Genomic DNA, 23,459 nt, shown 5'->3' with positions numbered 1-23,459 from the left:
GACAAGAAGGACGACAAGAAGGACGACAAGAAGGACGACAAGAAGGACGACAAGAAGGACGACAAGAAGGACGATGAACCAGATGGCACAAAAGCAGCTGAATAAGGCGGTGGTTACATGTTAATGACCGTTGAGGAACTGAAAGAACTGATTCAGACGGATGAACCAGACAAAATGCTGGAAATGCGCTTGAATGCCCTTGAATTGACAATCAGGCGATACACGAACAACAATTTTCAATGCAGAGGTAAGCGGGTTGTAGCAGATATCAGGGCTGGCGTATTCATGTCGGAAAGTCTGATTCTGTTTGATGTGGGAGATACAATCATGGTGTCAGAATCTGACCTGCAGAGTGGCTGCCTTGCGGTGGTAACAGAAGCCAATGACTTGACATTTCAGACGGATAGTGACTGGGCAAATGAAGATTCTGTACTGGTTACAAAGGTTGAATACCCTGCAGATGTGAAGCTGGGCGCAGCAAAGATTATTCAATGGCAGATCAGGAACGAAGCAGCCAATAGTGGCGATACAAAAATGAAAGATATCCAGAGCGAAACTCTTTCACGTTATTCTGTGACATATGCGTCTGATTCAACAGAATCAGATTTGGCAGTAGATATGGGAGTTCCGAAGAAGCTAATGGCATTCCTGAAGCTTTATAAAAAGGCAAGATTCTAAGGGGGATGCTATGATTGGCGGAAATATCGTTGCACAAATTCAAACCAGAACAACTACAAGGAATAGCATTGGTGAACAGGTCGAAAATTGGGCTGGTGTAAAGGAACTCACCGGCTGGCTTGACCTTATGTCAGGCGAATCTGAGCGGCTAAACTTCAGCCAGAAGGTACAGGAAAGCACACACGTTTTATTATCCGACTATGAAGAATTGCCTGAAGAGGTTACGGCGGAAAATTCCCGGCTGGTTGTTGGCGGCAAAGTCTATGATATTACCTTAATTGACGATCCAATGGGGAGGCATCGTCAATTGGAAATATTCCTGAAATACGCAGGTGGGCAAGGCTATGACGGTTGAATTTAAGGATAATCGAATTGCTGTTAAAGAAGCATTACAGAAGACTGCCCTTGCGTACTTGCATGAAGCATCAGGCGAAATCATGTCGCAGACAATGAGGAATACGCCAGTTGACACAGGGCAGCTTAAAGGGTCGTGGGACTACGAAATCGACGCAGAAAAGCTGCAATCGGTAATTGGTAGCCCTCTTGAGAATGCCATCTGGAACGAGTTTGGAACAGGTGAATATGCCCTAAACGGAGATGGCAGGAAAGGGGGCTGGTTCTACAAGGACGAAGAGGGAAAAGGACATTTTACCCATGGTAAGCAACCGAAAAGATCCATGTGGACAGCTTTCCAGTCACTCAAAAGCAAGCTAATCCGATATGCCGAAGATATTTTTTCTTCAGAAATGAGGTGAATTATGCTTGAAACAATTAACAAAGACATGGAAGCGCTTGGCATCAATTATGCCTTCATGGAATGGTGTGCTGATCCGATTTATCCATATTTTGTGGGAGAGTATTCCGAAAACGAGCCGCTAACAGAAGATGGGGAAATAGAAATCCCATTCATTTTAACAGGCTTTACCCGTGAGTCATGGTCTGAATTGGAACGGATTAAAGAAAAAATCATGCGCTACTATGGAGTAGCAGGAAAAACAGTCATCACTGACGAAGGGTCAGCGGTGGCTATTTTTTATGGAGGCAGTCAGCCTGTACCGACAGGCGATGCAGAACTTAAGAAGATACAGATTAATTTAAAAGTAAAAGAATGGAAGGTGAATTAAATGGCAGATTGGAGCGAATTTAAGGTTTCCGGGGTCACTAAAGAAACGCCAAAGAACATTATGCTGGGCGCTGGTACTTTGTACAAAGATTTGAAGTTTGACAGTGAAACGTCTAAATGGGCTGGTACGATTATCGGCGCAACAAGCGGCGGTACGAAGCTGTCTATTAAGGCTGAAATTTTAGATGTCGAAGTAGACGGTGTATTAGTTAAGGCAAAAGGCTTGACTCATAAAATCGGCGAAACGGCAACAATTGAAACTAATATGGTTGAACTGACTAAGGATTGGATTAAATCAACCGTTATCGGTGCTGACGGCACATCTGAGGATGAAAGATTTGATGTAATCGAAAGTAAAGCGCACATCGAAGAAAGCGACTATATCAAGAATCTGGGCTATGTTGGCTTTATGGCAGACGGCACACCGATTATCGCAATGTTTGATTTCGCACTTTGTACTTCTGGTATTGAAGTTGAAGGCAAGAACAAGGAAAATTCCGTAATTCCTGCAACGTTTGAATGTTATGCAGATTTAGCCGAGGGAATGACGGACACTCTGCCATACCACATTTACGTTGCAAAAAAGACCCCTACGGTGTAAGAGGTGCTTACTATGCTGAAATGTGAAGTTATGAGTGATTTCAGGGATAAAACGGATAATTCATATCACTGCGCTGGATCTGTTTTCCAGTGCAGTGAAGAACGTTTTGAAGAAATTCAGAGTGCAGGAGATTTCTTGAAAAGAATCGAAGATGAGCCTGTACCAAAGCCAAAGAAGATAAAAAAGAGATAGAAAGGACTTTGAACAATGGAAACAACAACAAACTTACAGGCAGCACAGCCTGAAGAAGAAAAAGCATACACACTGAGAGAGTTACGTGCATCTGACGTTTTTTTGATGTCAAAAATTATCAGCACAATCGGAATTAATGAATTCAAGAGTGTTGTACAGTCAGATGCAATTAAATCTGCAATGGTAGGCAAAGCAGTGACCGATGACGTGGTAACATCAGTCGGAATCACTGTTGCGCTTGATATTGCCAATGTCATTCTGGGCAACCTGCCAAAATGCGAAAAGGATATTTACACATTTTTAGCAGGGTTGTCTGGAATTGACAAGAAACAAATCGAATCCATACCTATGAATACGTTCGTGGGAATGGTTATTGATGTAATCCAGAAAGAGGAATTCAGGGATTTTATCGTGGTTGTTTCAAAATTGTTCAAATAAACGACAGCGGCAGGTTCTGGGATTTGCTATATCAACGGTATAGCAATCCCTTGGAACTGCTGCAACAGATGCTGGTAACGGAACAACTGCACGACTTCATTTGTAACTTTATCAGATTCAGAAATGAAGAACTGAATGAAAAAACGCAATGGGAGTATTACCTGCACAAAATTTACAATATGTCGTTTGATGATTTTGTTAAAAGTTGTAGTGGAGATGCAGAGCCAGAAGAAGCAGATATGAATGAAATTGAAGCAACTGTAAAAAATTCACAATCAATACTGGAATCCTTCAGTTTGTAAGGGAGGAAACCAATGGAATTATTTCAGTTGTTCGGGACAATCGCAATAAATAATGCGCTTGCGAACAAAGAAATTGACGAAACGACAGATAAGGCTGAAAAATCCAGCGGTAAGATTGGAGCAGCCTTTAAAAAAATAGGCACTTTGACTGTTAAAGCAATGACTGCAGCCACAGCCGCAGCAGCTACAGGCATTGCGGCAATCACAAAAGCGGCAGTGTCGGGCTTTGGTGATTACGAGCAACTGGTTGGTGGTGTAGAAACACTGTTTAAAGATAGCGCAGGCAAAGTGCAAACTTACGCAGATAATGCGTACAAAACAGCTGGACTGTCTGCAAACAAATACATGGAGACAGTAACCAGCTTCTCAGCATCCCTGCTTCAAGGCTTGGGAGGCGATACTGCAAAGGCAGCTGACATAGCTGACCTTGCAATCACTGACATGGCTGATAATGCCAACAAGATGGGAACCAGCATGGAGTCCATACAGGACGCATACCAAGGTTTCGCAAAGCAGAACTACACCATGCTGGACAACCTAAAACTTGGTTATGGTGGCACACAGACCGAAATGATACGCCTAATCAATGATTCGGGTATCTTAAAAGAGAAAATTGACAGTCTGGATAATGTCACATTCGACCAGATGATTCTGGCTATCCATGAAATACAAAACAATCTTGGTATTACGGGCACAACTGCTCTTGAAGCCAGCACCACTATTCAGGGATCTATTGCCAGTGCAAAGTCCGCATGGGAGAATTTCCTGGTAGGGCTTGCAGCGGGCGATCAGGACATGAAGCAGCTGACCCAAAATCTGGGTAACAGCATTTTGACCGTGGGTGACAATCTGATACCACGTATCCAGACTACGCTTGAAAGTATCGGTACACTGATTGAAACAATCGTGCCACCAATACTGCAAAAGTTGCCGTCGATGCTGATGCAGATTCTGCCAAGTCTGTTATCATCGGCGGTGTCAATGGTCAAAGCTATTGGGTCGACATTACTTACAGCCTTACAAAACAACCTGCCGCAGATGATGCAGTCAGGGGCAAACTTGATTAACAAGTTGGGAGAGGGAATCAAAAATAACCTGCCGAACTTAATCAACAGGGCACTTGATATCATTTTAAACCTGACAACGACGCTTAAAGAAAATGCCCCGCAGTTGATACAGTCAGGGCTAAACTTAATCGTGAATTTGGCGAAAGGCTTAATGGACAGCCTGCCATCATTGATTGCCAAGGTGCCGACAATCGTCAGCAATATTGCAAGTATCATTAACGACAATGCGCCGAAGCTGTTAGCAACGGCAGGCAAGTTGATTTTAACTTTGGCAAAAGGTTTGATACAGGCGATTCCGACATTGGTGTCTAATATCCCGAAAATCATTAAGGCGGTCGTTGATGTTTTACTGGCATTTAATTGGCTTAAAATTGGTAAGCAGATAATTACTTTTTTGAAAAATGGTATAGTTGGAGCCATTGGGTTTGTTAAGACGGCAGGAACAAAGGTAAAGGATACCATCGTAAATGTAATTAAAACCTTACCCAAAAGATTATTTGATCTAGGCAAACAGGCAATAAGCAAACTGGTGAGCATTATCAAGCATACTGCGAATTTAAAATCCGCCGCCAATGCAATTGTGACGGAAATAGCCAGGGTAATTGGAAAACTTCCTGGCAAGATGCTTTCAATCGGCAAAAACCTTGTGAAAGGGCTTTGGAATGGTATTGGAAATGCGAAAGATTGGGTGCTGTCCAAAATTAAGGGGTTCGGCAAGTCAATCCTTGACGGAATCAAATCTTTCTTTGGAATCCATTCCCCTTCCACGGTTATGGAGAAGCAGGTCGGCAAAAACCTTGCTTTAGGTGTAATCAAGGGCATGACAAAGGAAGAAGCTAACGTATACAAGATGTCAAAGAAGAGTCTTGGGGAGAGCATCGGAAAAGGGCTTGTAGCAGGCGTGATGAACGCCAAAGAAAACGCGAAAAAATCAGCAAGTCAGGTTGCAAGCGAGGTTGTCAAGGCAGCAAAAGAAAAGCTGTCTAACTACAAGACATATCACAGTGTTAGCCTGAAAGATGAAATGCTTTACTGGGATAATATCAGAAAACAGTGCAAGAAGGGGACTAAAGCGAGGATTGCGGCAGACCAAGAGTATATCAAAGCAAAGAAAAAGCTGGTTAAGGCGGCAGAGGAACTGGATCAGAAGTTGCTTGAAAAAGCCGAAAAACGCCTTGATAAGTACAAGACATATAACAATATGTCCATTAAAGATGAGATGGACTATTGGAACAATATCAGGAAACAATGCACAAAAGGAACTGACGCAAGGATAGAAGCAGATAAAAGGTACTATGAAGCCCATGAAAGCTATATGGAGCAGCTGGCGGAAGCAGAACGTACTTATGCGGATGCAGTTGAAGCGGCGAACCAGAAGATTGTTGATAGAACCAACGAGATTCTAAGCGCCTTTAGTCTGTTTGACGAATTTAAGCAAGATGTCGATGAAGAAAATCCTTTAACCGGTGATAAACTTATAAATAATCTGCAAACACAGGTAGATGCTTTAACAGAGTACGAGACGAACATGTCTACACTCAAAGACAAAATCGGCGATACTGATTTATTCAAAGCGATACAGGATATGGGTGTCAGCAGTTTGCAGCAGGTTAAGGCAATCAACAGCATGACCGAAGAACAGCTGCAGAAGTATGTCGATTTATACAACCAGCGGCAGCAGCAGGCAAAAAATCAGGCAACTGAAGAACTGGGAACGGAAGTGCTGGCTGATATCGAAGCTGCAATGAACAATTATCAGCAGACGCTGGACAGCATGCAGACAACAACGAAAAAGAAATTTTCAAGCATTAGTAAGACAATTAAGGAAAAGACTTCTGCGGCTGCAGAAGCGACTGTTGAAACCTTGAAAACCATGATGGACAGCTTCAAAAGTAAGACGGGAAGTATGTCTAGCACTGTATCGGAAAAGTTTAGCCAGATTCTTAATAATATCAAAAGCAAAATGAACAGTGCAGCGCAGTCTGTCAAAAATGCTGTTCAGGAGATGCAGAATGCGTTGTCCTCTGTAGATGGAGTGCAGAGTACTGATGCAAGCCCAAAATCAAAAAGCACCAAAAAGGCAACAAAAACAATATCAAAGCACGCTGCTGGGGGCATTTTGACAGAGCCCACGATATTTGGGTATAGCCCTAGGTCTGGCACATATCATCTCGGCGGCGAAGCAGGAGCGGAAGCGATTGCGCCGATTGATGTGTTACTGGGATATATTCGTCAGGCGGTGTCAGAACAGAACGGCGAACTGATAGCAGTTCTGAAAGCAATCCTGCAGGCGATTTTAGACAAGGATACGAAAGTCTATTTAAACAGTAAAGAGATAAGCAAGGCTGTGAACAAAGATTTGGGGGTGATTTATTAAATGGCTAGTAAATTCTACCTAATGAATGAAAAAGGCGCTAGAAAAGGTATGAATAGCGCAGAAGACGGTTTCTTTACGCAGCCTAGCGGCTTCGGAATCAAATACGATGCCGATTATTTAAAAGTTGGCGACTTGTGGATCAACAACAATATGGAACTGGCGCAGCCCGAATTATCGGGCACGCTGGTTTTTCCGAAGCGAATGTACAACACATTTCAGGATTTTGTAGCATTTGTTACTGCTGCAAAATCGCTGGTGTTAATCTATGAACCATCAGGGGTCGGCGTTGAGTATTTTGCTGATGTAGATTTGGTGAGCATTGAAAAAGGCGGATACAACATGCGGCAGCAGTTTCAGGTGCCGCTTACATTCAAATGCAAGTCGCTGTTCTACACAGAAGAAGAATTCGAATACCGCATCCAGCGGGCAGAAAGAGAAGTAAGATGGGATTTTAAATGGGAAACACGATTCAATGATCTGAATTATGTTTACTTTTCATTCCATAATGACGGGCACGTTAAAAGTCCTTTTGTGGTATCTTTCACAGGATACTGCACAAATCCTATTTTGATGGTTTATCAAGACAATAAGCTGGTGCATCAGGTACGATTCAATATCAGCCTTCGGTCTGATGAAAAATTGACCTTCAGCACCTTCGATGATGACCTATTCATCGAAGTTAATGGAGAAGATCGCAAAGACTGTCTTGATTTCGTGAATGATAATTTTTTCAAGTTGCCGCAGGGTGATTGCGATATTTACTTCCGTTGTGACGCAGGAAAAATGAACAATATCGTCATGAATCTTGAAAAGTACTATAAGGGGGTGTAAAAGAATGATTGCGAATATCATTTCACGCCAGTCCTATACCCTTTCCGATACTCTTACAGTTGTACAGTACAGTATTTCTTGTGACTCTGATTACGGCGGTAAAAGTCAGATCGTGCTGGCACGCAAACCAGTTGCGGCTGAAGATGATTTTGTTCTGCTGAACGATGGCGGAATAGTATTCCAAGGCATCATCAGTGCAATCGAAAATGAAAAAGATCACAGCGGGTATACAATAACCCTGCTGGAAATGCAGACCTTATTTGATCAAAAAATAGTGCTGGCAGATGAATCTTTTTTGCAGACAGGAATTGAAGATTTTATCGCTGCACAAATTAGAAGAAATTGGATTATGAATGAAGACCAGCTGGTCAACATTGGCTATCTGAATGTTACTACCAAAACACATACGCCAATTGCCGCAAAAGTGGATGTAGAAGACGGTGGAATTTACAATCTGTGCACCTACATCGGCAATGCGCTGACAAATTACGGGATTTTTGTAGATTTTAGGTTCGATGGCGAACACCTAGAAATAACAATTGAAAAGAGAGAACAAACCCCGCTGTTGATTGATACGAGAATACCGCAGGTGATTAATCTAACGGAGCAGATCGAGGTTAAAGCCTTAACAAAATTAACTGTGGTATGGCAGAAAACAGTGAACGAAGTGACAACGGAAAGTATTAGACATTTCTTCCTGCGCACCGATCGAACCATTACAGAAAATATGCATGATCCTGACAGGGCAAAAGGAACGACTGACGTTATTGTATCAAAAGCAGAAGATGAAGCCACGATGATTCAGGAGGCAAGGGATAAATTCACTGGAAACAGTTACAATCATAAAATTGAATTTGACCTTGTCCTGCGATCAAAGCTAATTGATGCTACGGATATCTATGTTGGTCATAAATGCACCGTAAAGACCGCTAGCGGCATTAGAGATTCAATTATTACGGCAACAGAGCGTGCTAATAGCAGTTCAGTGGTAAGCGTGAAACTTGGCAATCTTAAAGTTACATTGATTGAAAAATTGAAGGGAGTTGAAAAGAAAAAATGATTAGAGGAATCACTTTTTCAGAACAGACATTCTATTCTTCAGACTTTGCTCACTTTCAAAACGTTTTTCTAAATAAGCAAAACGGCGTGACTAAAGGGTGCAGCGTGTCGCATGATGATACGCAAGTAACCATTAGTCCAGGCTATTTTTTTATACAAGGAAGACTGCTGAATGTGGAAGAGAACGAGGCAATAGCGTCTGACAGAGGTTTTGCAGAGGGCTTTAACAGAATTGTTTATGAGATTGACCTGTCAAAAGAAAATACTATTGAAGAGTTTAGACAGGGATATATCAAAGTGTTAAACACGGAAGATTTAGTACAAGAAGATCTTGATGGTGGCGGCAATGTGTATCAATTCCCATTTTGTCGTTTTCAGTGGTCAGGTACAACAATAACATCGTTGATTGCCGAAGCCCCGCAGCTTGACCTTGATAATATATTTGCTCAAATTGCAGCAAATTACAGCGAATTTGAAAAAGAATTCGAGCAATGGTTCACAGGTCAAAACAATAATTTAACAGAATGGTTTACACAAGAAATTGAGAATACGGCTGGATATATTGACCAAAAAAAAGATATCATTGAAGGAATGATTGCTGATTTGCAAGGTCAGGGTTTTGAGAATGCGGCACAATACGAAGAAGGGGCATTGCTTGCAGCGAACTGGAATCAAACCGAAAAAAACTATAACTTTGAAACAGAGTACCCTGCAGTGATGTATGACCTTGAAATATGGCTCAATTCTTCGGCAACAGACGAACAAGCGGATGCGTTTTGTGATGCAAGAATTGAGTCAGTCTATGGGCGAAATGTCGCAAAAGCCCGTGGGGATGTTCCAACAGTTGATATACCAGTAATTATGAAGGTGGTGAGGAAGTGAGCCTAACAGTACAAAATGTAGGTGGTGGTGGGCTGTCCATTAAAAATGGAGTATCTAAACAAGTGACAGCCATTAATCCAATAGAAAAGAATATGTTTGTATCTTTGACGTTTAACGGGGTAATAGATACCAAGAATTTTATTACTGATGATGGTACAGGAAACCATAAAAAAATAGGTATGGCTAACGATATAAATAGTTCTGGCAACCATGTTTTCTTGTTACAAATAAATAGTAGTTATATTAAAGCTGTGGAAGTTAGTATGACAGGCGTTATTAAATCGGTTGGTAAGTCTTTTTATTTCCCTTATTATGGTGGTAACGATAAATTTTTACCACTGGGTAGTAATAAATTTTTTACCACTGGATATACCGCAAACAACAATACTACATATGAGTTTATTTTGTCTGTTGACCTTGAAACTTTAGAAATTACTCAAAAGAGTAAAAAACAAATCGGTACAGGTTCATCTGTGTTTGGTAACGGAATTACACTTGATAGAAACACTATCTTATCCGTGAATAGTTTGGGAAAGTTGTTTAGCGTAGACTATGAACAAGACTCTGATACTATAATCGTTGGTTCAACTGTATCGGAAAAAAAAATTTCTACTACTATGGGACACGGTGTTATTGGAAAAGTGAGCGAAAATTTAATACTTCTCAGAGGTTATACATCTGTCGACTCGAAATATACTACTTACGTGCAACTTTTGGATTTGACCGAAGATAAGCTAGGCGCAATGTTGACTATGACAAGCAAGTATGCGGCTGATATGTATGGCTTTCCTGTTCTTAATGGGAATTTTTTGATAGCTTGCCAATCTAATGCGCCAGCACCTGTAAGAATAGGAAAAGCTGAGGTCGATTTGGCTACGCTTGATGTATCAAGCTATGTAATGCAAAATGATACATTTCCTGTAGTTGCTAATTTTGAATATGTCAAAGGAATAATTCTTATCGACCAATATGTAGCTAAACTTAAAGACACCAGTCCATATTTTGAAGCGTTGATTTGCCAAACAGCAGGTGGGTTCTTCAATGGCATAATTATAGGTTCTTATCGTATGTCTTACAATTCAACGACGAAAGAACTAAAAATAAGCGCTGTAGTTTTTGATGAATTAATCCAGTCAAATAACGAAGGAACGATTACCATTGGTGTCAGTGCAGAATCAGCGCATAAAAATAATAAATTAAACGTAATTGTTAGTCCGAATGCGGCTTTAAGAATTCCAGACTAGTAGGAGGTAAAATATGTATATTATTTGTCTAAAAGAAACGGATTTTATAATAGAAACAGGCAAGGAATGTAAAGATAGGGGTGACGGATACTATAGATTGATTTTGGAAAATGGGATAGAAGCTGATTTTCCGCCAAATGATGTAAATTGTTTTGAGGTCGATAATATCCCGCAAGATTTTAAAAATGATAAATACTGCTACACACCCGAAGACGGTTTTTATGAAAACCCAGAATGGCAGGAACCATCGGAGAACCCATATGGCTTGACTGATGAACAGTACCGCGAAATCGTAGATAACGTTATTGCGCAGGTACAGGAAGGAGTTAGACATAATGATTATCATTAAGAATGTCGGGGGGGGGGTCAAGGCTTAAAAGTGAAAAATGGAATTGAAAAAAATAATCAAAAAAGCCTTGAACCCATTGAAAAAATGAATTTTGTGTCACTGTTAGAGACAGGCAATATGCAAAAAATAGGACAAATCTCTATTGCAGTATCATCAAAGGGAACTCAGATTTGTGGCTTAGGGAAAGATATCTATATCGTCGCATCAAGCCGATATCTGCAAGCATTCCAGTATAGAGATGGCGTGTTTTCTCTGGGGGAATCTGTGGATACGGGTGTTAATGGTGTGTACGGAGATACATTGACCAGTATAACACCAGAGCAAAATATCTATGGAATGCCGAACGAAATTTATTGCGCAATAAAAAACGAAGCTGTGGACGAAATTAAACGAGAGGTAAGAAAAAATGTTGACTAATAAACAAAAAGAATTGATAGGGATGCTTAAAGGAACCTTGCCAACCGCGCCCGATGAGGTAGCATTACAGCATGCAGACTGGTATCCAGTGTGGCGTAGCGATATCCACGTGAAGACTGGGGACAGACTTACATATGACAGCATCTTATACCGATGCTTACAGGAACATGACACGCAGGAGGCCTGGACACCGGAATCTGCACCGAGCCTTTGGGCAAAGGTGCTTATCCCAGACCCGGACGTAATCCCGGCTTGGGAGCAGCCTGACAGCACAAACGCCTACAGCAAGGGTGATAAGGTGAGCCACAACGGCAAAACGTGGGAGTCGCTGGTTGACGGCAACGTTTGGGAGCCTGGCGAAGTGGGCACAGAAAGCCTTTGGCAGGAAGCGACAGAGTAAAAATATGATGAACTCATTGCTAAAGTAGCATAGAAGATTACCGTACGGCAGGAAATTAATCCTGCCGTTTTTCTTGTTTTTTGATATAATGAATCTGAGGTGATAAAATGAGAATCTTAAAAAGAAAAGGAATTAGTCTCACAGATGAAGAGGTCGTGCTGCTTGTAAAAGGTGAATTGAAAAATGGTAACCTGGATATTTCCATAATTAATGATAATGTCGTAATAGAACCAGTCGGATTGTGCTATGTTGAAGGACTGCCTGACAGTGATTATGATGTAATTGATTTGAATAAATAAACGGTGCAATCAGGTATAGTTTGTTCCATATTGGACTACATTTTCGACTACATTTTTTCCGAATTCTGGTGAAATTAGTTGAAATCAGTTGAACTGTTTAGATTGTTAGAAAATGTTGAAATTTGAACGATTGAGAAATGATTTGAACGCTATTGAAATTGCAAAAAGTAGAGTTCGAGTCCCTTATGGCGCACCAAAACGGAAATACCCATCATCGGATGGGTATTTTTGTTTTTTGGTAACAGATGTTATGGAAGGGGATCAAGACCGAAAAGGAAAGCAAGGTCGTCTTCGTTTGATTTATTGATGTTCTTTTAGCCACCGGACTGTGCATTGCGTTAAATATGCAGAGCCGATTGGGCAGACGTTTTCATTGAACTGAAGCCTGGGATTATGTGCAGGGACATCTCCTCGCTCGTCCATATATCCAGCCAAAAGATACATGAATACGTTGGGAACTTTCTCAGCGATGGTCGCAAAATCTTCAGAAGCAATGGCTGATGTGTCGGGAACAGGAGTCAGCTCTGGAATTGAAAGTTCTTTCATATAGCCTACTATCTCGTTTGTCATAACAGGATCGCATACTAGCGGTAGCACCTCAGAAATCATCTCAATCTCTGCCAACGCTCAAGACACTTGCGATGTCTTGTGATTCGAAAATCATCTACAGAACGCAGTACCAGTGTCCGTTTATAAAAATACACAAATAACTAACAAAAAAATTTTAGTAAGCACATAAGCAAACGTAATGATGGGAATTGAAAGGGGCAGATAATTAGAACTTTTTTGTAGGAAAATCGTTAGACTTTCATCATGGACTATTTTGTTGAAATTTTACTAAAAACCTTGTATAATCGAAAGTATGATGTTAATCAAACTAAGAGGGGAAATAGAATTTTGAGAAACGATCGAAATAAGAAAACCGAAAATTATGAGGGCATGAAATACAGCAAGGAACTGATACGGCAGTTATCAGACCCGGAATATGCTAAGGAAGAAGAACGTTATGCCCGGGAAGCGCAAAGGCGTAAAAGCGGAAAGTCCCAGACTAAAAGCAGGGCAGGCAGCACTGCCAAATCTGCTGGTACTGGTGCCTGCGCATCAACGAAAGGCAAACAAAAACAGAAGAAAAAGAAAAAATATAGATTTAGACCGGGGAAGCTTATCCGAAATCTTATCATGCTGTTCATGGTATTTTTGTTGGTTTTTACCGGGCTATTCTACGCTTTGACGGGAAATTTTGATAAGGTGGAAACGGAGAAAAGTGCTTTTGCTATTGATCCGCAGGTAGAAGACGATTTGAGCGGATATAGGAATATTGCAATTCTGGGCGTAGATTCCAGAGCTGATGAGGGTTATGACGGCAGCAGAACTGATGCTATCATCATCATGAGTATTAAAAAGTCTACTGGAGAGATAAAACTGATTTCTGTCATGCGTGATTCTTACCTGAGAATGGAATATATGGATGGCACATCTATTTTGGACAAGATTACCCATGCTCATCACTATGCGGGTGGTGTAAATACTTGCGCCTCATTGAATCAGAGTTTGGATTTGAATATTGACGAGTTTGTCATCTTTAACTGGAAAGCTGTGGCAGACGCAGTGGATTGTCTGGGTGGTATTACCGTCAACGTCAAGGAAAACGAAATCAACGATATGAACCATTGGGGACCGGATACGGCAGAAAATGTCGGACGAGATTATCACGAAATAACCGAAACAGGCAAACAGACGCTAGATGGTGTACAGGCAACGACCTACTGCAGAATCAGAAAGACCAGCGGGGGTGATGCAGGCAGAAGCAGACGCTACAAAGCTGTGGTTGCAGGAGTTATGAAAAAGGCTTTGACCCACCCATGGAAGTTAAAAGAACTGTCTGACACGGTATTTCCAAATATCAGAACCAATATGAGTCAGACGCAGATGTATACAGCGGTAATTCAGGCGCCGAGATATCATTTTGGCAAGAGCGTCAGCTGGCCGAATGAATACTGGGCTGACCTGCTTAGAGGCATTTCCTATGTGGTGCCGATGACCTTGGAGTCTAACGTAAAGTGGCTGCACAAACGAGCTTTTGGACAGGAGGATTACCAGCTGTCAGATACCTGTCAGCAGATTAATCAGGACATCAGCTATGACACGGAGCTGTATTAAATCACATCAAACCAAAAGACACTGTATTCCCAAAAGGGAAATGCAGTGTCTTTTAATTACTCGCCGATTTCAGCTAGCTCCTTATATTTGTTATCGATTTCTTTTAATTTCTCGATAATCTTGATTTTCTGCGGACAGTGGGACTCGCAGTTTCCACAGCCGATGCAGTCTTTTCCGTTTGGCGTAATCGCATTGTATTGACCTGATAAGGAACCCCAAATATAGTGAAAACCCTTGCTTGCTGCTTCATTGTACAGTTTGAAAATATCCGGAATCTTGATTTCCTGCGGACATTCATAGCAGTAGTTGCAGCCAGTACAAGGAACCAGGATGTCTGCCTGAAGGACTTTTACTGCTTCGTCGACTGCCTGCTTTTCAGCTTCGCTCAAGGCAGGTCCTTGGAAGATTTCGATGTTTTCCTCAAGCTGTGAAAGTTCTGACATACCGGACAGGGTGCAAAGAACGCCTGGCAGCTCGTTGGCAAAGCGCAGGGCGTAAGACGCATAGCTTGCGCCAGTGCCTGTGCTGTTTAAAATCTGACAGGCTTTTTCGCTGAGCGGATTTGCCAACATGCCGCCGCGAATCGGCTCCATAACTACAATTGGTTTATCAAACTCCCGGGCAACCTTATAGACATCTTTTGCGTTTCCGTTTTCCCAGTCAAAATAATTGAGCTGCAGCTGAATAAATTCCAGGCAGTCTCCATATTTTGTCAGAGTTTCACGGAGAAAATCAGGCCCACAGTGAAAGGACGCTCCCAGATGATGAATGCGGCCTGCAGCCTTTTCCTTTGATAAGTAGTCAACGACCTGCAGTTTTTCTACAGCTTCAAGGTCGCCTTCACCGAGGCTGTGAATCAGATAAAAATCAAAGTAGTCAGTCTTGCATTTGCGCAGCTGATCCTCAAAGATTTTGCGCAGATCATCTGCGGTTTCGCAAAGCCAGCAAGGCATTTTGTCCGCCAGGCAGTAGCTGTCCCTAGGGTGTCTGGACAGGGCTTCGCCGACAAAGTTCTCCGACTCGCCGTCGTGATATTTATAAGCGGTATCGATATAGGTGATACCTTTTGCCAACGCTGTATCAATCATTTTCTGCCCTTTTTCGTAATCAATGATACCGTTCTCATCCATTGGCAGACGCATCATGCCAAAGCCCAGACGGGAAATCTGTTTCCCGTGAAAATCTGTGTAGTTCATAGGAGCCTCCTTGTTTCAATATAATAGATATTATACAGGAATTGGTGTCTCAGTTCAATGGGCTATCCGAAGCGTGTTATACATGGAAGGGAAATGGGCGCCACATTTTGTCTTGTTTGTTGAAAGTCTGGCGTTAAGGTGATAAAAAGTGCCATATTTATCGTGTTTTTACAGACTAATGGCGGGCAAATCCAGAACTTATAAAGCATTGCAGAAAAATGACAGGTGCATATGATTATCTGCTTTGGAGATTGCGCCATGTTTCCATTAATTCAAAATGAACCTGGCGGCACAGCGCCGCTATTTAGTAGATTTTATCCGTTTATGGCGTGCCGCCGCCATTCTTTGTTAAAAGTCTATAGAACATGGCGTATTTCAACCCTTCGACGCCATAAGAAGGAAAAACGAACTTAAATATGGCGCGGTAATGAAGGTGACTAGATATAAAAATTTCATAGGGTTGCGCGCAAAATGGATGGGAAAACTGTATTGCGCCTTACGGCGTTAAATTTGGAAAATCATCCAAAAATCGTCCTAAAATCACACAGTTTAACCAATTAAAGCACTTTAGCACCTAACAGTACGAAAGCGTTGAAAATTGGCGTTTTTTGTTTTTTTGTGATGCATGTACTTCAAAAAGAACATTGGATTTTCAATAGCAACAGGCATTTTGTATTGACTTGAAAATATGATAAATGTAATATGAAAAAAAGTTGTATACAGAATATTTCGTGTAAAATAACGATTTTGTGTAAAAGGAGGATTCTATTATGATTGCTAAAATCTTAGCACTTCTGCCAGGCGCTGACTGCTGTGGCGGTTGCGGCAAGGAAACCTGCAGGGCTTGTGCAGAAAGCATTGCAGACGGATCGAGCGTAGCTCTTTGTCCTGCCTGCACGCAGGAAGCTGTGAATGCCATTGCAGAAGTGACGGGAAGAGAACGTAAAGCGGCAAAGGATGAAATTGCTTTCGTTGCCTGCAGTGGTGATTCCGCAGGGAAAAAGCGCTTTTCAGGAAAAACCTGCCGCGAGGCGGTTGCCGAAGGATTTTTGCGGGGCGAATGCCGATATGGCTGCATCGGCTGCGGAGACTGTACAAAGACTTGTAGATTCGGCGCTATGAAGCTGGTTGACGGAGATGTTATCATCGACCCTGAAAAGTGTAACGGTTGCGGTGCATGTGCGGCTGAAGGCGCTTGTGTACAGGGGCTTATCCGCATGATTCCAAGAGAGGCGACCAACTTTATTCCGTGTTCTAATCGGGATGAGGATGATGACAGAGTCAGGGAAATCTGTGGATATGGCTGCATCGGCTGTGGGGACTGTGTTCGTGCTTGTCCGGAGGGCGCAGTGGAAATTGTCGATAACCATGCAGTCATTGACTATGACAAGTGTGTCGGCTGTGTGGCATGTACAGTGAAGTGCAAGAAAAAAATCATCGTGGATACCCTGCATGATTTAACAAAATTAAAGGAAAAGGTTGCTTTTGTCAGATGTAACGGCAGTAGGAACGAGAAGGCATACCAGGCAGCGGGAGCAGCAACCTGCGCTGAAGCGGCTAAACTGGACGCGAAAGACCTCGGTATTTGCACTACCGGCTGCACAGGACAGGGGGACTGCACGAAAGTCTGTCGCTATGGCGCAATCAAAGTCGTAGACGGAAGTGCGCAGGTAGATCCTGACAAATGTGTGGGATGTAAAGATTGTACTTACGCATGTCCGATGAAGTTGATTGTCATGGTGCCGTACAAAGGTGCAAAGATGGTACCTTGTGTATCCACCGCAGATTACGAGGACAAAGCTTCTGTTTGCAGCAGCGCATGTATTGGCTGCAGCGACTGTGCGGCAAATTGTCCAAACGGTGCGATTTATATGGAAGAAGCGCATGCAGTGGTCGATTCAGAAATCTGCGAAAACTGTCAGGTCTGTCAGTATATCTGCGCCAGAGGTATTATTAAGGAGCGGGAAGTGCCAGAGTACAGCTATTTACAGGAAGCAGCTCTTGCTATGAGGAAAGGAGAGTGATTACGGTGAGAAAATTAAAGACCATGGACGGAAACACTGCTGCAGCACACGTGGCATATGCTTTTTCTGAGGTAGCAGCCATTTATCCAATCACACCATCATCTCCGATGGCAGAGAGTATGGACGAATGGGTTTCTCAGGATAGAACTAATATCTTTGGAGAAAAAGTAAAAATCATTGAAATGGAATCAGAAGGCGGTGCGGCCGGGGCGGTGCACGGCTCTATTACAGCCGGTGCTTACACATCCACCTTTACAGCCTCTCAGGGATTGCTTCTGATGATTCCAAATATGTATAAATTAGCTGGAGAGCAGACGCCGACGGTATTTCATGTGGCTGCAAGAGCACTGGCAACTCACGCCCTTTCCATCTTCGGGGACCATTCCGACGTGATGGGCTGTCGCCAGACTGGTTTTGCTATGCTGGCGTCAAATTCCGTGCAGCAGGCTATGGATCTTGCTGCAGTAGCGCATCTTTCAACCATAGCAGGAAAGCTGCCAATGCTCCACTTCTTTGATGGTTTCAGAACCTCTCACGAAAACCAGAAAATTGAAATCTGGGACTATGAGGATTTAAAAGAAATGGTGGACTGGGACGCAGTAAAGGCTTTCAAGGCACGTTCTATTCACCCTGCGCACCCACACAGCATGGGTTCAGCGGAGCAGCCGGAAACTTTTTTCCAGCACAGAGAAGCGTGCAACACGGCATATCTGGAAACTGCGGATATTGTCAATACCTATATGGAAAAAGTCAATGCTAAAATCGGCACAAACTATAAACCGTTTAACTATTACGGTGCGCCTGATGCAGAAGAAATCATCGTAGCTATGGGCTCTGTATGCGACGCTGCGGAAGAAGTTGTGGACTATCTCCTTGCAAAGGGTAAGAAGGTCGGTATTATAGAAGTTCATCTTTACAGACCGTTTTCTACAAAATATCTGTTAAACGTGATGCCTGAAACGGTGAAGAAAATTGCTGTACTGGATAGAACCAAAGAGCCGGGCGGCGTAGGCGAGCCTTTATATCTTGATATAATTTCCGCACTGCGGGGCAGCCTCTTTGAGGAATGTCTGGTAACAGGCGGGCGTTACGGTCTTGGCTCGAAGGACACGCAGCCGGGTGATATTCTGGCGGTTTACGAAAATCTTTGGGCAGATGAGCCGAAGAAGGAATTCACCATTTCCATCACTGATGATGTGACCGGATTATCTCTTGCTGTCAGTGAAAATCCTGACGTTGCGCCAAAGGAAACAAAGGCTTGCAAATTCTGGGGTCTGGGTGCAGACGGAACAGTTGGCGCGAATAAGAACTCCGTAAAAATCATCGGCGACCACACGGATAAGAAGGTACAGGCATACTTCCAGTATGACTCAAAGAAGTCTGGCGGTGTGACCATTTCTCACCTGCGTTTTGGCGATGAACCGATTAAATCTTCTTATTATGTGAAACAGGCTGACTTTGTTGCCTGCCATAATGCGGCATATCTGAACCGCTATGAGATGGTGCAGGACGTAAAGCCGGGCGGTTACTTCCTTCTCAACTGCGTATGGAGCGATGAGGAATTGGATACCCACTTGCCTGCGACAGTAAAGAGATATATCGCCCGTAACAACATCAAATTCTATACCTGCGACGCTGTTTCTATCGCAAAGGAAATCGGTCTCGGCGCAAGAAGAACCAATACGGTACTGCAGGCTGCATTCTTTAAGTTGGCTGATATTATTCCAATTGAGGAAGCAGTAGGCTATATGAAAGCTGCAATCAAAAATACCTACGGCAAAAAAGGCGAAAAAATTGTTGCGATGAACATGGCGGCAGTTGATGCCGGTGTTGCCAATGTCCATAAAGTAGAAGTCCCAGAAAGCTGGGCTGACGCTCCTGATGATGCACCGGCTCCAAAGCTTGTAGGTCGCGATCAGGCGCACACCGATTACCTCAACGATATTCTGGTACCGACCAATACTTTGACCGGCGATAACGTTCCGGTATCAACTTTCCTGACGACAGCTAGCGGCTGTATTCCGGCGGGAACGGCAGCCTTTGAGAAGAGAGGCATTGCCACGGATGTTCCTGTATGGAACAAGGAAAACTGCATGCAGTGCAACTGGTGCTCCTACGTATGCCCGCACGGCGTCATCAGACCGTTTGTACTGGACGAAACAGAAATCGATTCGGTAAACGGAGATTATCTTGCTATGAAGGGCGTTTCTGGTAAGTTCTTTACCCTAGGTATTTCCGCACTGGACTGCACCGGCTGCGGATCCTGTGCTCAGGTTTGCCCTGCCAGAAAGAAGGCGCTGGAAATCGTACCGGCAGAGGACGAAGTGGTTTCTGCAGCGCAGGAAAAATACAATTATTTGTTCAGTGAGGTGACTGAAAAGGAAGTACCGTTTGGCGTTAATACCGTAAAGGGTTCCCAGTTCAAACAGCCGCTTCTTGAGTTCTCCGGCGCATGTCCGGGCTGCGGCGAGTCTCCTTATGCAAAGCTGGTAACGCAGCTCTTTGGTGACAGAATGTATATCGCCAATGCGACGGGTTGTTCCTCTATTTGGGGCTGCAGCGCACCGAGCACACCGTACACTGTAAACAAAGAGGGCAGAGGACCTGCGTGGGCAAATTCGCTCTTTGAAGATAATGCGGAGTTCGGTCTGGGTATGGCAATGTCTATGCAGGCGCGCCGCGGTGAAATGAAGTCGGCTGTAGAGCGGCTTGTGGATACAGTAGGGATTCCGGCAAAGGCATGGCTTGCTTCTATGGACGATGCTAAGGCTTCGGAAGAGACCGGAAAGATTCTGGAAGCGGCCTGTGCGAAAGTTGCAGATAAGAACCCTGACGCAAAATACGTATTAGAAAATAAAGATATGCTCATCAAACCGTCCATGTGGATTTTCGGCGGTGACGGCTGGGCTTACGATATCGGCTACGGCGGCCTTGACCATGTGCTGGCTTCCGGTGAAAATGTAAACGTCATGGTATTCGATACGGAGGTTTACTCCAATACTGGCGGACAGTCCTCCAAGGCTACGCCAATCGGCGCTGTTGCAAAATTTGCAGCCTCCGGTAAAGCTGTAAAGAAAAAGGATCTGGCACAGATTGCTATGGCTTACGGCTATGTATATGTAGCACAGGTTGCGATGGGCGCAAATCCGGAGCAAACCCTGCGTGCAATCAGAGAAGCCGAAAGCTATGACGGGCCTTCCCTGATTATCGCTTACGCACCTTGTATCAACCAGGGGCTGAAAGCCGGCATGAACAAGGCAATGCTGGAAATGAAAAACGCGGTTCGCGCAGGCTACTGGAATCTGCTCAGATTCAATCCGGACCTAGCAGCAGAAGGAAAGAACCCGCTGTCCATCGACAGTCCGGCACCTAGCGAAAGCTACAGAGACTTTATCATGGGAGAAGTTCGTTACAACTCCCTGCAGCTAAAGTTCCCGGAAAGAGCAGAGCAGCTCTTTGCTAAAGCAGAGGAAATGGCGATGGACAGATACGCACATCTGCAGAACCAGAAAAAGAGCTTTGATAATTAGGAGAGGAGGATCACCCGATGAAAATGTTTGAAGTAATGAGCAAGAGAAAGCTCAATGACAATATTACCTGGCTGGTCATCTACGCTCCGCTGGTGGCAAGAAAGGCAAGACCGGGACAGTTCATCATTTTGAGAACTGATGAATATGGTGAGAGAATTCCGCTCACCATGGCAGGACATAACGAAAAGGAGGGCACTATCGACCTCATTTATGCGGCAGTGGGAAGAACCACTATGCTGATGGATCAGCTGGAAGTAGGCGACTGTTTTGCAGATATTGTAGGACCTCTTGGAAAACCGACCCATATGGACGGATTGAAAAAGGTCTGCGTGGTTGGCGGCGGCACAGGAAACGCTTTGGCATATCCGCTGGCAACAGGCATGCACGACCACGGCATTGAAGTCGATATGATTGCCGGATTTAAAAATAAAGATTTGGTAATTTTAGAGGAGGAATTTCGCGCAGGGACGGACCGCCTGTTCATGGTGACAGATGACGGTTCTTACGGCGAAAAGGCTTTTACCACCGACAAGCTGAAAGCCCTCATTGAAGAGGGAAACCAGTACGACGAAATCGTTGCAGTGGGGCCGCCGATTATGATGAAGTTAGTTTGCAAGCTGGCGGAAGAACACAACATTCCGTCTGTAGCGTCTTTGACTGCATATATGATTGATGGAACCGGCATGTGCGGAGGCTGCCGCGCTAACATCGGCGGCGAGGATAAGTTTGTCTGCGTAGACGGACCGGAATTTGACGGAAGTCTTGTTGACTGGGACGAATTGATTCAGAGAAACGCATACTATGCGGAGCAGGAAGCAACTGACCGTGCTCACGTTTGTCGCTTGACAGGAGGTGTTCGTTACCATGATTAATTTAACAAGAGTAAAATGTCCAATGCCGGAACAGGCGCCTGATGTTCGCAACAAGAACTTCCTAGAGGTGTCCAGCGGCTATACGGAGGAGATGGCTATAAGCGAGGCTATGCGCTGCCTCAAGTGCCGTAAAAAACCTTGCATGAGCGGCTGTCCGGTCATGGTTAAAATTCCTGACTTTATTGCCAAAATCGCCGAAGGCGAATTTGAGGAAGCTTATCAGATTATCAGTGAAACCAGTTCACTGCCTGCAATTTGCGGCCGGGTATGTCCGCAGGAAAATCAGTGCGAGGGTAAGTGCGTTCACGGTACCAAGGGCGAGCCGGTTGCCATCGGTCGTTTGGAGCGCTTTGCAGCCGACTGGCATGCTGCAAACTACGGCGATGAAGAAATCAAACCTGCTGAAAGCAATGGCCACAAGGTGGCTGTCATCGGTGCGGGGCCTGCAGGACTTGCATGTGCGGGAGATTTGATCAACAAAGGCTATGAAGTAACTGTTTACGAGAGTTTGCACAAGACCGGCGGCGTGCTGGTTTACGGCATTCCGCAGTTCCGTCTGCCGAAGGAGATTGTAGCGGCTGAGGTTGCAAAGCTTTCCGCAAAAGGTGTGAAGTTTGTTACCAATGCTATCGTTGGCCGCGCTATCACTGTCGACGAGTTGATGAAGGAAGAAGGCTTTGAATCTGTGTTTATCGGAACTGGCGCAGGTCTTCCATCCTTTATGAAGATTCCTGGTGAAAACCTGCTGGGTGTATGCTCTGCCAACGAGTATCTGACCCGTATCAATCTGATGAAGGCATACCTGCCTGAATATGATACACCGATTCAGAAGGTTGATAAGATTGCCGTAGTCGGCGGCGGTAACGTGGCTATGGATGCCGCAAGATGTGCAAAGCGCATGGGTGCAAGCGAGGTCTATATTATTTATCGCCGCAGCATGGATGAGCTTCCGGCAAGAGCGGAAGAAGTACATCACGCTATGGAAGAGGGGATTGTATTTAAGCTGCTGACCAATCCGGTTGCTATCAAAGGCGATGAAAAAGGTCATGTAACAGGCATTGAATGCGTCACCATGGAACTAGGCGAGCCGGATGCTTCCGGACGACGCAGACCGGTTACAGTGGAAGGTTCAAATCATGTGATTCCGGTAGATATGGTTATCATGTCCATCGGCACAAAGCTGAACACGCTGATTTTGGATACCACGGAGGAGCTGGCGGCAAACGACCGTGGAGGTATTGGCGCTGACAGCGCTGCTGCAACAAATCGTCCCGGCATTTTCGCAGGCGGCGACGCAGTAACCGGCGCAGCTACGGTAATCAAAGCTATGGGCGCAGGAAAAACTGCAGCGGCAGGGATTGATGCGTATTTGAGTAAATAAATGGACTTTAGAGAAAACGGAGCATGGGAACATGCTT

At 44.0% G+C, this 23,459-nt stretch carries 23 protein-coding genes; 21 read left to right on the top strand and 2 right to left on the bottom strand.

The window, feature by feature from the left end; all coding sequences use genetic code 11:
* Nucleotides 1-117: 117 nt before the first annotated feature.
* The 16 genes from D1151_RS04700 to D1151_RS04625 all read left to right on the top strand — a co-directional run bounded on the left by D1151_RS04700 (nucleotide 118) and on the right by D1151_RS04625 (nucleotide 12,259).
* Nucleotides 118-678, top strand: a complete 561-nt coding sequence (locus D1151_RS04700) for a hypothetical protein (RefSeq protein WP_161908137.1) — start codon at nucleotides 118-120, stop codon at nucleotides 676-678.
* Nucleotides 679-688: 10 nt separating this feature from the next.
* Nucleotides 689-1,033, top strand: coding sequence for a phage head closure protein (locus tag D1151_RS04695; RefSeq protein ID WP_161908136.1), 345 nt, complete (start codon nucleotides 689-691; stop codon nucleotides 1,031-1,033).
* Nucleotides 1,023-1,433: an HK97 gp10 family phage protein gene (locus D1151_RS04690; RefSeq protein ID WP_161908135.1), complete on the top strand. Its 411-nt coding sequence runs from the start codon at nucleotides 1,023-1,025 to the stop codon at nucleotides 1,431-1,433. The genes D1151_RS04695 and D1151_RS04690 overlap by 11 nt, the downstream gene beginning before the upstream one ends.
* A 3-nt stretch (nucleotides 1,434-1,436) precedes the next feature.
* Complete coding sequence (locus D1151_RS04685; protein WP_161908134.1) at nucleotides 1,437-1,802, top strand: hypothetical protein; 366 nt, start codon at nucleotides 1,437-1,439, stop codon at nucleotides 1,800-1,802.
* Nucleotides 1,803-2,402, top strand: coding sequence for a hypothetical protein (locus D1151_RS04680; protein WP_161908133.1), 600 nt, complete (start codon nucleotides 1,803-1,805; stop codon nucleotides 2,400-2,402).
* A gap of 12 nt (nucleotides 2,403-2,414) precedes the next feature.
* Complete coding sequence (locus tag D1151_RS04675) at nucleotides 2,415-2,594, top strand: hypothetical protein (protein WP_161908132.1); 180 nt, start codon at nucleotides 2,415-2,417, stop codon at nucleotides 2,592-2,594.
* Between the two features lie 15 nt (nucleotides 2,595-2,609).
* Nucleotides 2,610-3,032, top strand: coding sequence for a hypothetical protein (locus D1151_RS04670; RefSeq protein WP_161908131.1), 423 nt, complete (start codon nucleotides 2,610-2,612; stop codon nucleotides 3,030-3,032).
* A gap of 314 nt (nucleotides 3,033-3,346) precedes the next feature.
* Nucleotides 3,347-6,778 (top strand): hypothetical protein, encoded by a 3,432-nt coding sequence (locus D1151_RS04665; RefSeq protein WP_161908130.1) that lies wholly within the window; start codon nucleotides 3,347-3,349, stop codon nucleotides 6,776-6,778.
* Nucleotides 6,779-7,609 carry a phage baseplate protein gene (locus D1151_RS04660; RefSeq protein WP_161908129.1) on the top strand — a complete coding sequence of 277 codons (831 nt, stop codon included), beginning with the start codon at nucleotides 6,779-6,781 and terminating at the stop codon, nucleotides 7,607-7,609.
* Nucleotides 7,610-7,613: 4 nt separating this feature from the next.
* Nucleotides 7,614-8,669 carry a hypothetical protein gene (locus D1151_RS04655; protein ID WP_161908128.1) on the top strand — a complete coding sequence of 352 codons (1,056 nt, stop codon included), beginning with the start codon at nucleotides 7,614-7,616 and terminating at the stop codon, nucleotides 8,667-8,669.
* Nucleotides 8,666-9,550, top strand: coding sequence for a hypothetical protein (locus D1151_RS04650; RefSeq protein ID WP_161908127.1), 885 nt, complete (start codon nucleotides 8,666-8,668; stop codon nucleotides 9,548-9,550). Before D1151_RS04655 ends, D1151_RS04650 begins: the two co-directional genes overlap by 4 nt.
* On the top strand, nucleotides 9,547-10,794 hold the full coding sequence (locus tag D1151_RS04645) for a hypothetical protein (protein ID WP_161908126.1): 1,248 nt from the start codon (nucleotides 9,547-9,549) through the stop codon (nucleotides 10,792-10,794). The genes D1151_RS04650 and D1151_RS04645 overlap by 4 nt, the downstream gene beginning before the upstream one ends.
* Nucleotides 10,795-10,807: 13 nt before the next feature.
* The gene (locus tag D1151_RS04640) at nucleotides 10,808-11,143 is read left to right on the top strand and encodes a hypothetical protein (protein ID WP_161908125.1); all 336 of its coding nucleotides are present in this window, start codon (nucleotides 10,808-10,810) and stop codon (nucleotides 11,141-11,143) included.
* A 30-nt stretch (nucleotides 11,144-11,173) separates the two neighbouring features.
* Complete coding sequence (locus tag D1151_RS04635; protein WP_161908124.1) at nucleotides 11,174-11,560, top strand: hypothetical protein; 387 nt, start codon at nucleotides 11,174-11,176, stop codon at nucleotides 11,558-11,560.
* Nucleotides 11,550-11,960 carry a carbohydrate-binding protein gene (locus D1151_RS04630; protein ID WP_161908123.1) on the top strand — a complete coding sequence of 137 codons (411 nt, stop codon included), beginning with the start codon at nucleotides 11,550-11,552 and terminating at the stop codon, nucleotides 11,958-11,960. The genes D1151_RS04635 and D1151_RS04630 overlap by 11 nt, the downstream gene beginning before the upstream one ends.
* A gap of 107 nt (nucleotides 11,961-12,067) precedes the next feature.
* Nucleotides 12,068-12,259: a hypothetical protein gene (locus tag D1151_RS04625; RefSeq protein ID WP_161908122.1), complete on the top strand. Its 192-nt coding sequence runs from the start codon at nucleotides 12,068-12,070 to the stop codon at nucleotides 12,257-12,259.
* A gap of 300 nt (nucleotides 12,260-12,559) precedes the next feature.
* On the opposite strand, the gene D1151_RS04620 is transcribed toward D1151_RS04625, so the two are convergent.
* On the bottom strand, nucleotides 12,560-12,883 hold the full coding sequence (locus D1151_RS04620) for a hypothetical protein (protein ID WP_202620377.1): 324 nt from the start codon (nucleotides 12,881-12,883) through the stop codon (nucleotides 12,560-12,562).
* Nucleotides 12,884-13,156: 273 nt separating this feature from the next.
* Here D1151_RS04620 and D1151_RS04615 point away from each other — a divergent pair, with 273 nt between their 5' ends.
* A complete protein-coding gene (locus D1151_RS04615; protein WP_161908121.1) occupies nucleotides 13,157-14,419 on the top strand; it encodes an LCP family protein in 1,263 nt (420 codons plus the stop codon).
* Between the two features lie 56 nt (nucleotides 14,420-14,475).
* On the opposite strand, the gene D1151_RS04610 is transcribed toward D1151_RS04615, so the two are convergent.
* Nucleotides 14,476-15,615: an aldo/keto reductase gene (locus D1151_RS04610; protein WP_161908120.1), complete on the bottom strand. Its 1,140-nt coding sequence runs from the start codon at nucleotides 15,613-15,615 to the stop codon at nucleotides 14,476-14,478.
* Between the two features lie 770 nt (nucleotides 15,616-16,385).
* Between D1151_RS04610 and D1151_RS04605 the strand changes: the two genes are divergently transcribed.
* The 4 genes from D1151_RS04605 to gltA are packed head-to-tail and all read left to right on the top strand — an operon-like array spanning nucleotide 16,386 to nucleotide 23,422.
* Nucleotides 16,386-17,639, top strand: a complete 1,254-nt coding sequence (locus D1151_RS04605) for a 4Fe-4S dicluster domain-containing protein (protein ID WP_161908119.1) — start codon at nucleotides 16,386-16,388, stop codon at nucleotides 17,637-17,639.
* Nucleotides 17,640-17,662: 23 nt separating this feature from the next.
* Nucleotides 17,663-21,169: a pyruvate:ferredoxin (flavodoxin) oxidoreductase gene (gene nifJ, locus D1151_RS04600; RefSeq protein WP_161908145.1), complete on the top strand. Its 3,507-nt coding sequence runs from the start codon at nucleotides 17,663-17,665 to the stop codon at nucleotides 21,167-21,169.
* 17 nt (nucleotides 21,170-21,186) lie between these two features.
* The gene (locus tag D1151_RS04595) at nucleotides 21,187-22,041 is read left to right on the top strand and encodes a sulfide/dihydroorotate dehydrogenase-like FAD/NAD-binding protein (RefSeq protein ID WP_330588281.1); all 855 of its coding nucleotides are present in this window, start codon (nucleotides 21,187-21,189) and stop codon (nucleotides 22,039-22,041) included.
* Nucleotides 22,034-23,422, top strand: a complete 1,389-nt coding sequence (gltA, locus tag D1151_RS04590) for an NADPH-dependent glutamate synthase (RefSeq protein WP_161908118.1) — start codon at nucleotides 22,034-22,036, stop codon at nucleotides 23,420-23,422. Before D1151_RS04595 ends, gltA begins: the two co-directional genes overlap by 8 nt.
* The last annotated feature ends 37 nt before the right edge of the window (nucleotides 23,423-23,459 follow it).

Source organism: Emergencia sp. 1XD21-10 (genome assembly GCF_009936045.1).
GTDB classification, from domain to species: domain Bacteria; phylum Bacillota; class Clostridia; order Peptostreptococcales; family Anaerovoracaceae; genus Senimuribacter; species Senimuribacter intestinalis.
Note: the sequence above shows the minus strand (reverse complement) of the source record. Positions and strands in the feature narration are given on the sequence as shown.

Coding starts and splice junctions, on each gene's coding strand:
- D1151_RS04610 (WP_161908120.1), bottom strand. CDS start 15,615: ATGAACTACACAGATTTTCACGGGAAACAGATTTCCCGTCTGGGCTTT.
- D1151_RS04680 (WP_161908133.1), top strand. CDS start 1,803: ATGGCAGATTGGAGCGAATTTAAGGTTTCCGGGGTCACTAAAGAAACG.
- D1151_RS04675 (WP_161908132.1), top strand. CDS start 2,415: ATGCTGAAATGTGAAGTTATGAGTGATTTCAGGGATAAAACGGATAAT.
- D1151_RS04670 (WP_161908131.1), top strand. CDS start 2,610: ATGGAAACAACAACAAACTTACAGGCAGCACAGCCTGAAGAAGAAAAA.
- D1151_RS04640 (WP_161908125.1), top strand. CDS start 10,808: ATGTATATTATTTGTCTAAAAGAAACGGATTTTATAATAGAAACAGGC.
- D1151_RS04660 (WP_161908129.1), top strand. CDS start 6,779: ATGGCTAGTAAATTCTACCTAATGAATGAAAAAGGCGCTAGAAAAGGT.
- D1151_RS04595 (WP_330588281.1), top strand. CDS start 21,187: ATGAAAATGTTTGAAGTAATGAGCAAGAGAAAGCTCAATGACAATATT.
- D1151_RS04700 (WP_161908137.1), top strand. CDS start 118: ATGTTAATGACCGTTGAGGAACTGAAAGAACTGATTCAGACGGATGAA.
- D1151_RS04665 (WP_161908130.1), top strand. CDS start 3,347: ATGGAATTATTTCAGTTGTTCGGGACAATCGCAATAAATAATGCGCTT.
- gltA (WP_161908118.1), top strand. CDS start 22,034: ATGATTAATTTAACAAGAGTAAAATGTCCAATGCCGGAACAGGCGCCT.
- D1151_RS04650 (WP_161908127.1), top strand. CDS start 8,666: ATGATTAGAGGAATCACTTTTTCAGAACAGACATTCTATTCTTCAGAC.
- D1151_RS04605 (WP_161908119.1), top strand. CDS start 16,386: ATGATTGCTAAAATCTTAGCACTTCTGCCAGGCGCTGACTGCTGTGGC.
- D1151_RS04655 (WP_161908128.1), top strand. CDS start 7,614: ATGATTGCGAATATCATTTCACGCCAGTCCTATACCCTTTCCGATACT.
- D1151_RS04685 (WP_161908134.1), top strand. CDS start 1,437: ATGCTTGAAACAATTAACAAAGACATGGAAGCGCTTGGCATCAATTAT.
- D1151_RS04630 (WP_161908123.1), top strand. CDS start 11,550: ATGTTGACTAATAAACAAAAAGAATTGATAGGGATGCTTAAAGGAACC.
- D1151_RS04695 (WP_161908136.1), top strand. CDS start 689: ATGATTGGCGGAAATATCGTTGCACAAATTCAAACCAGAACAACTACA.
- nifJ (WP_161908145.1), top strand. CDS start 17,663: ATGGACGGAAACACTGCTGCAGCACACGTGGCATATGCTTTTTCTGAG.
- D1151_RS04690 (WP_161908135.1), top strand. CDS start 1,023: ATGACGGTTGAATTTAAGGATAATCGAATTGCTGTTAAAGAAGCATTA.
- D1151_RS04625 (WP_161908122.1), top strand. CDS start 12,068: ATGAGAATCTTAAAAAGAAAAGGAATTAGTCTCACAGATGAAGAGGTC.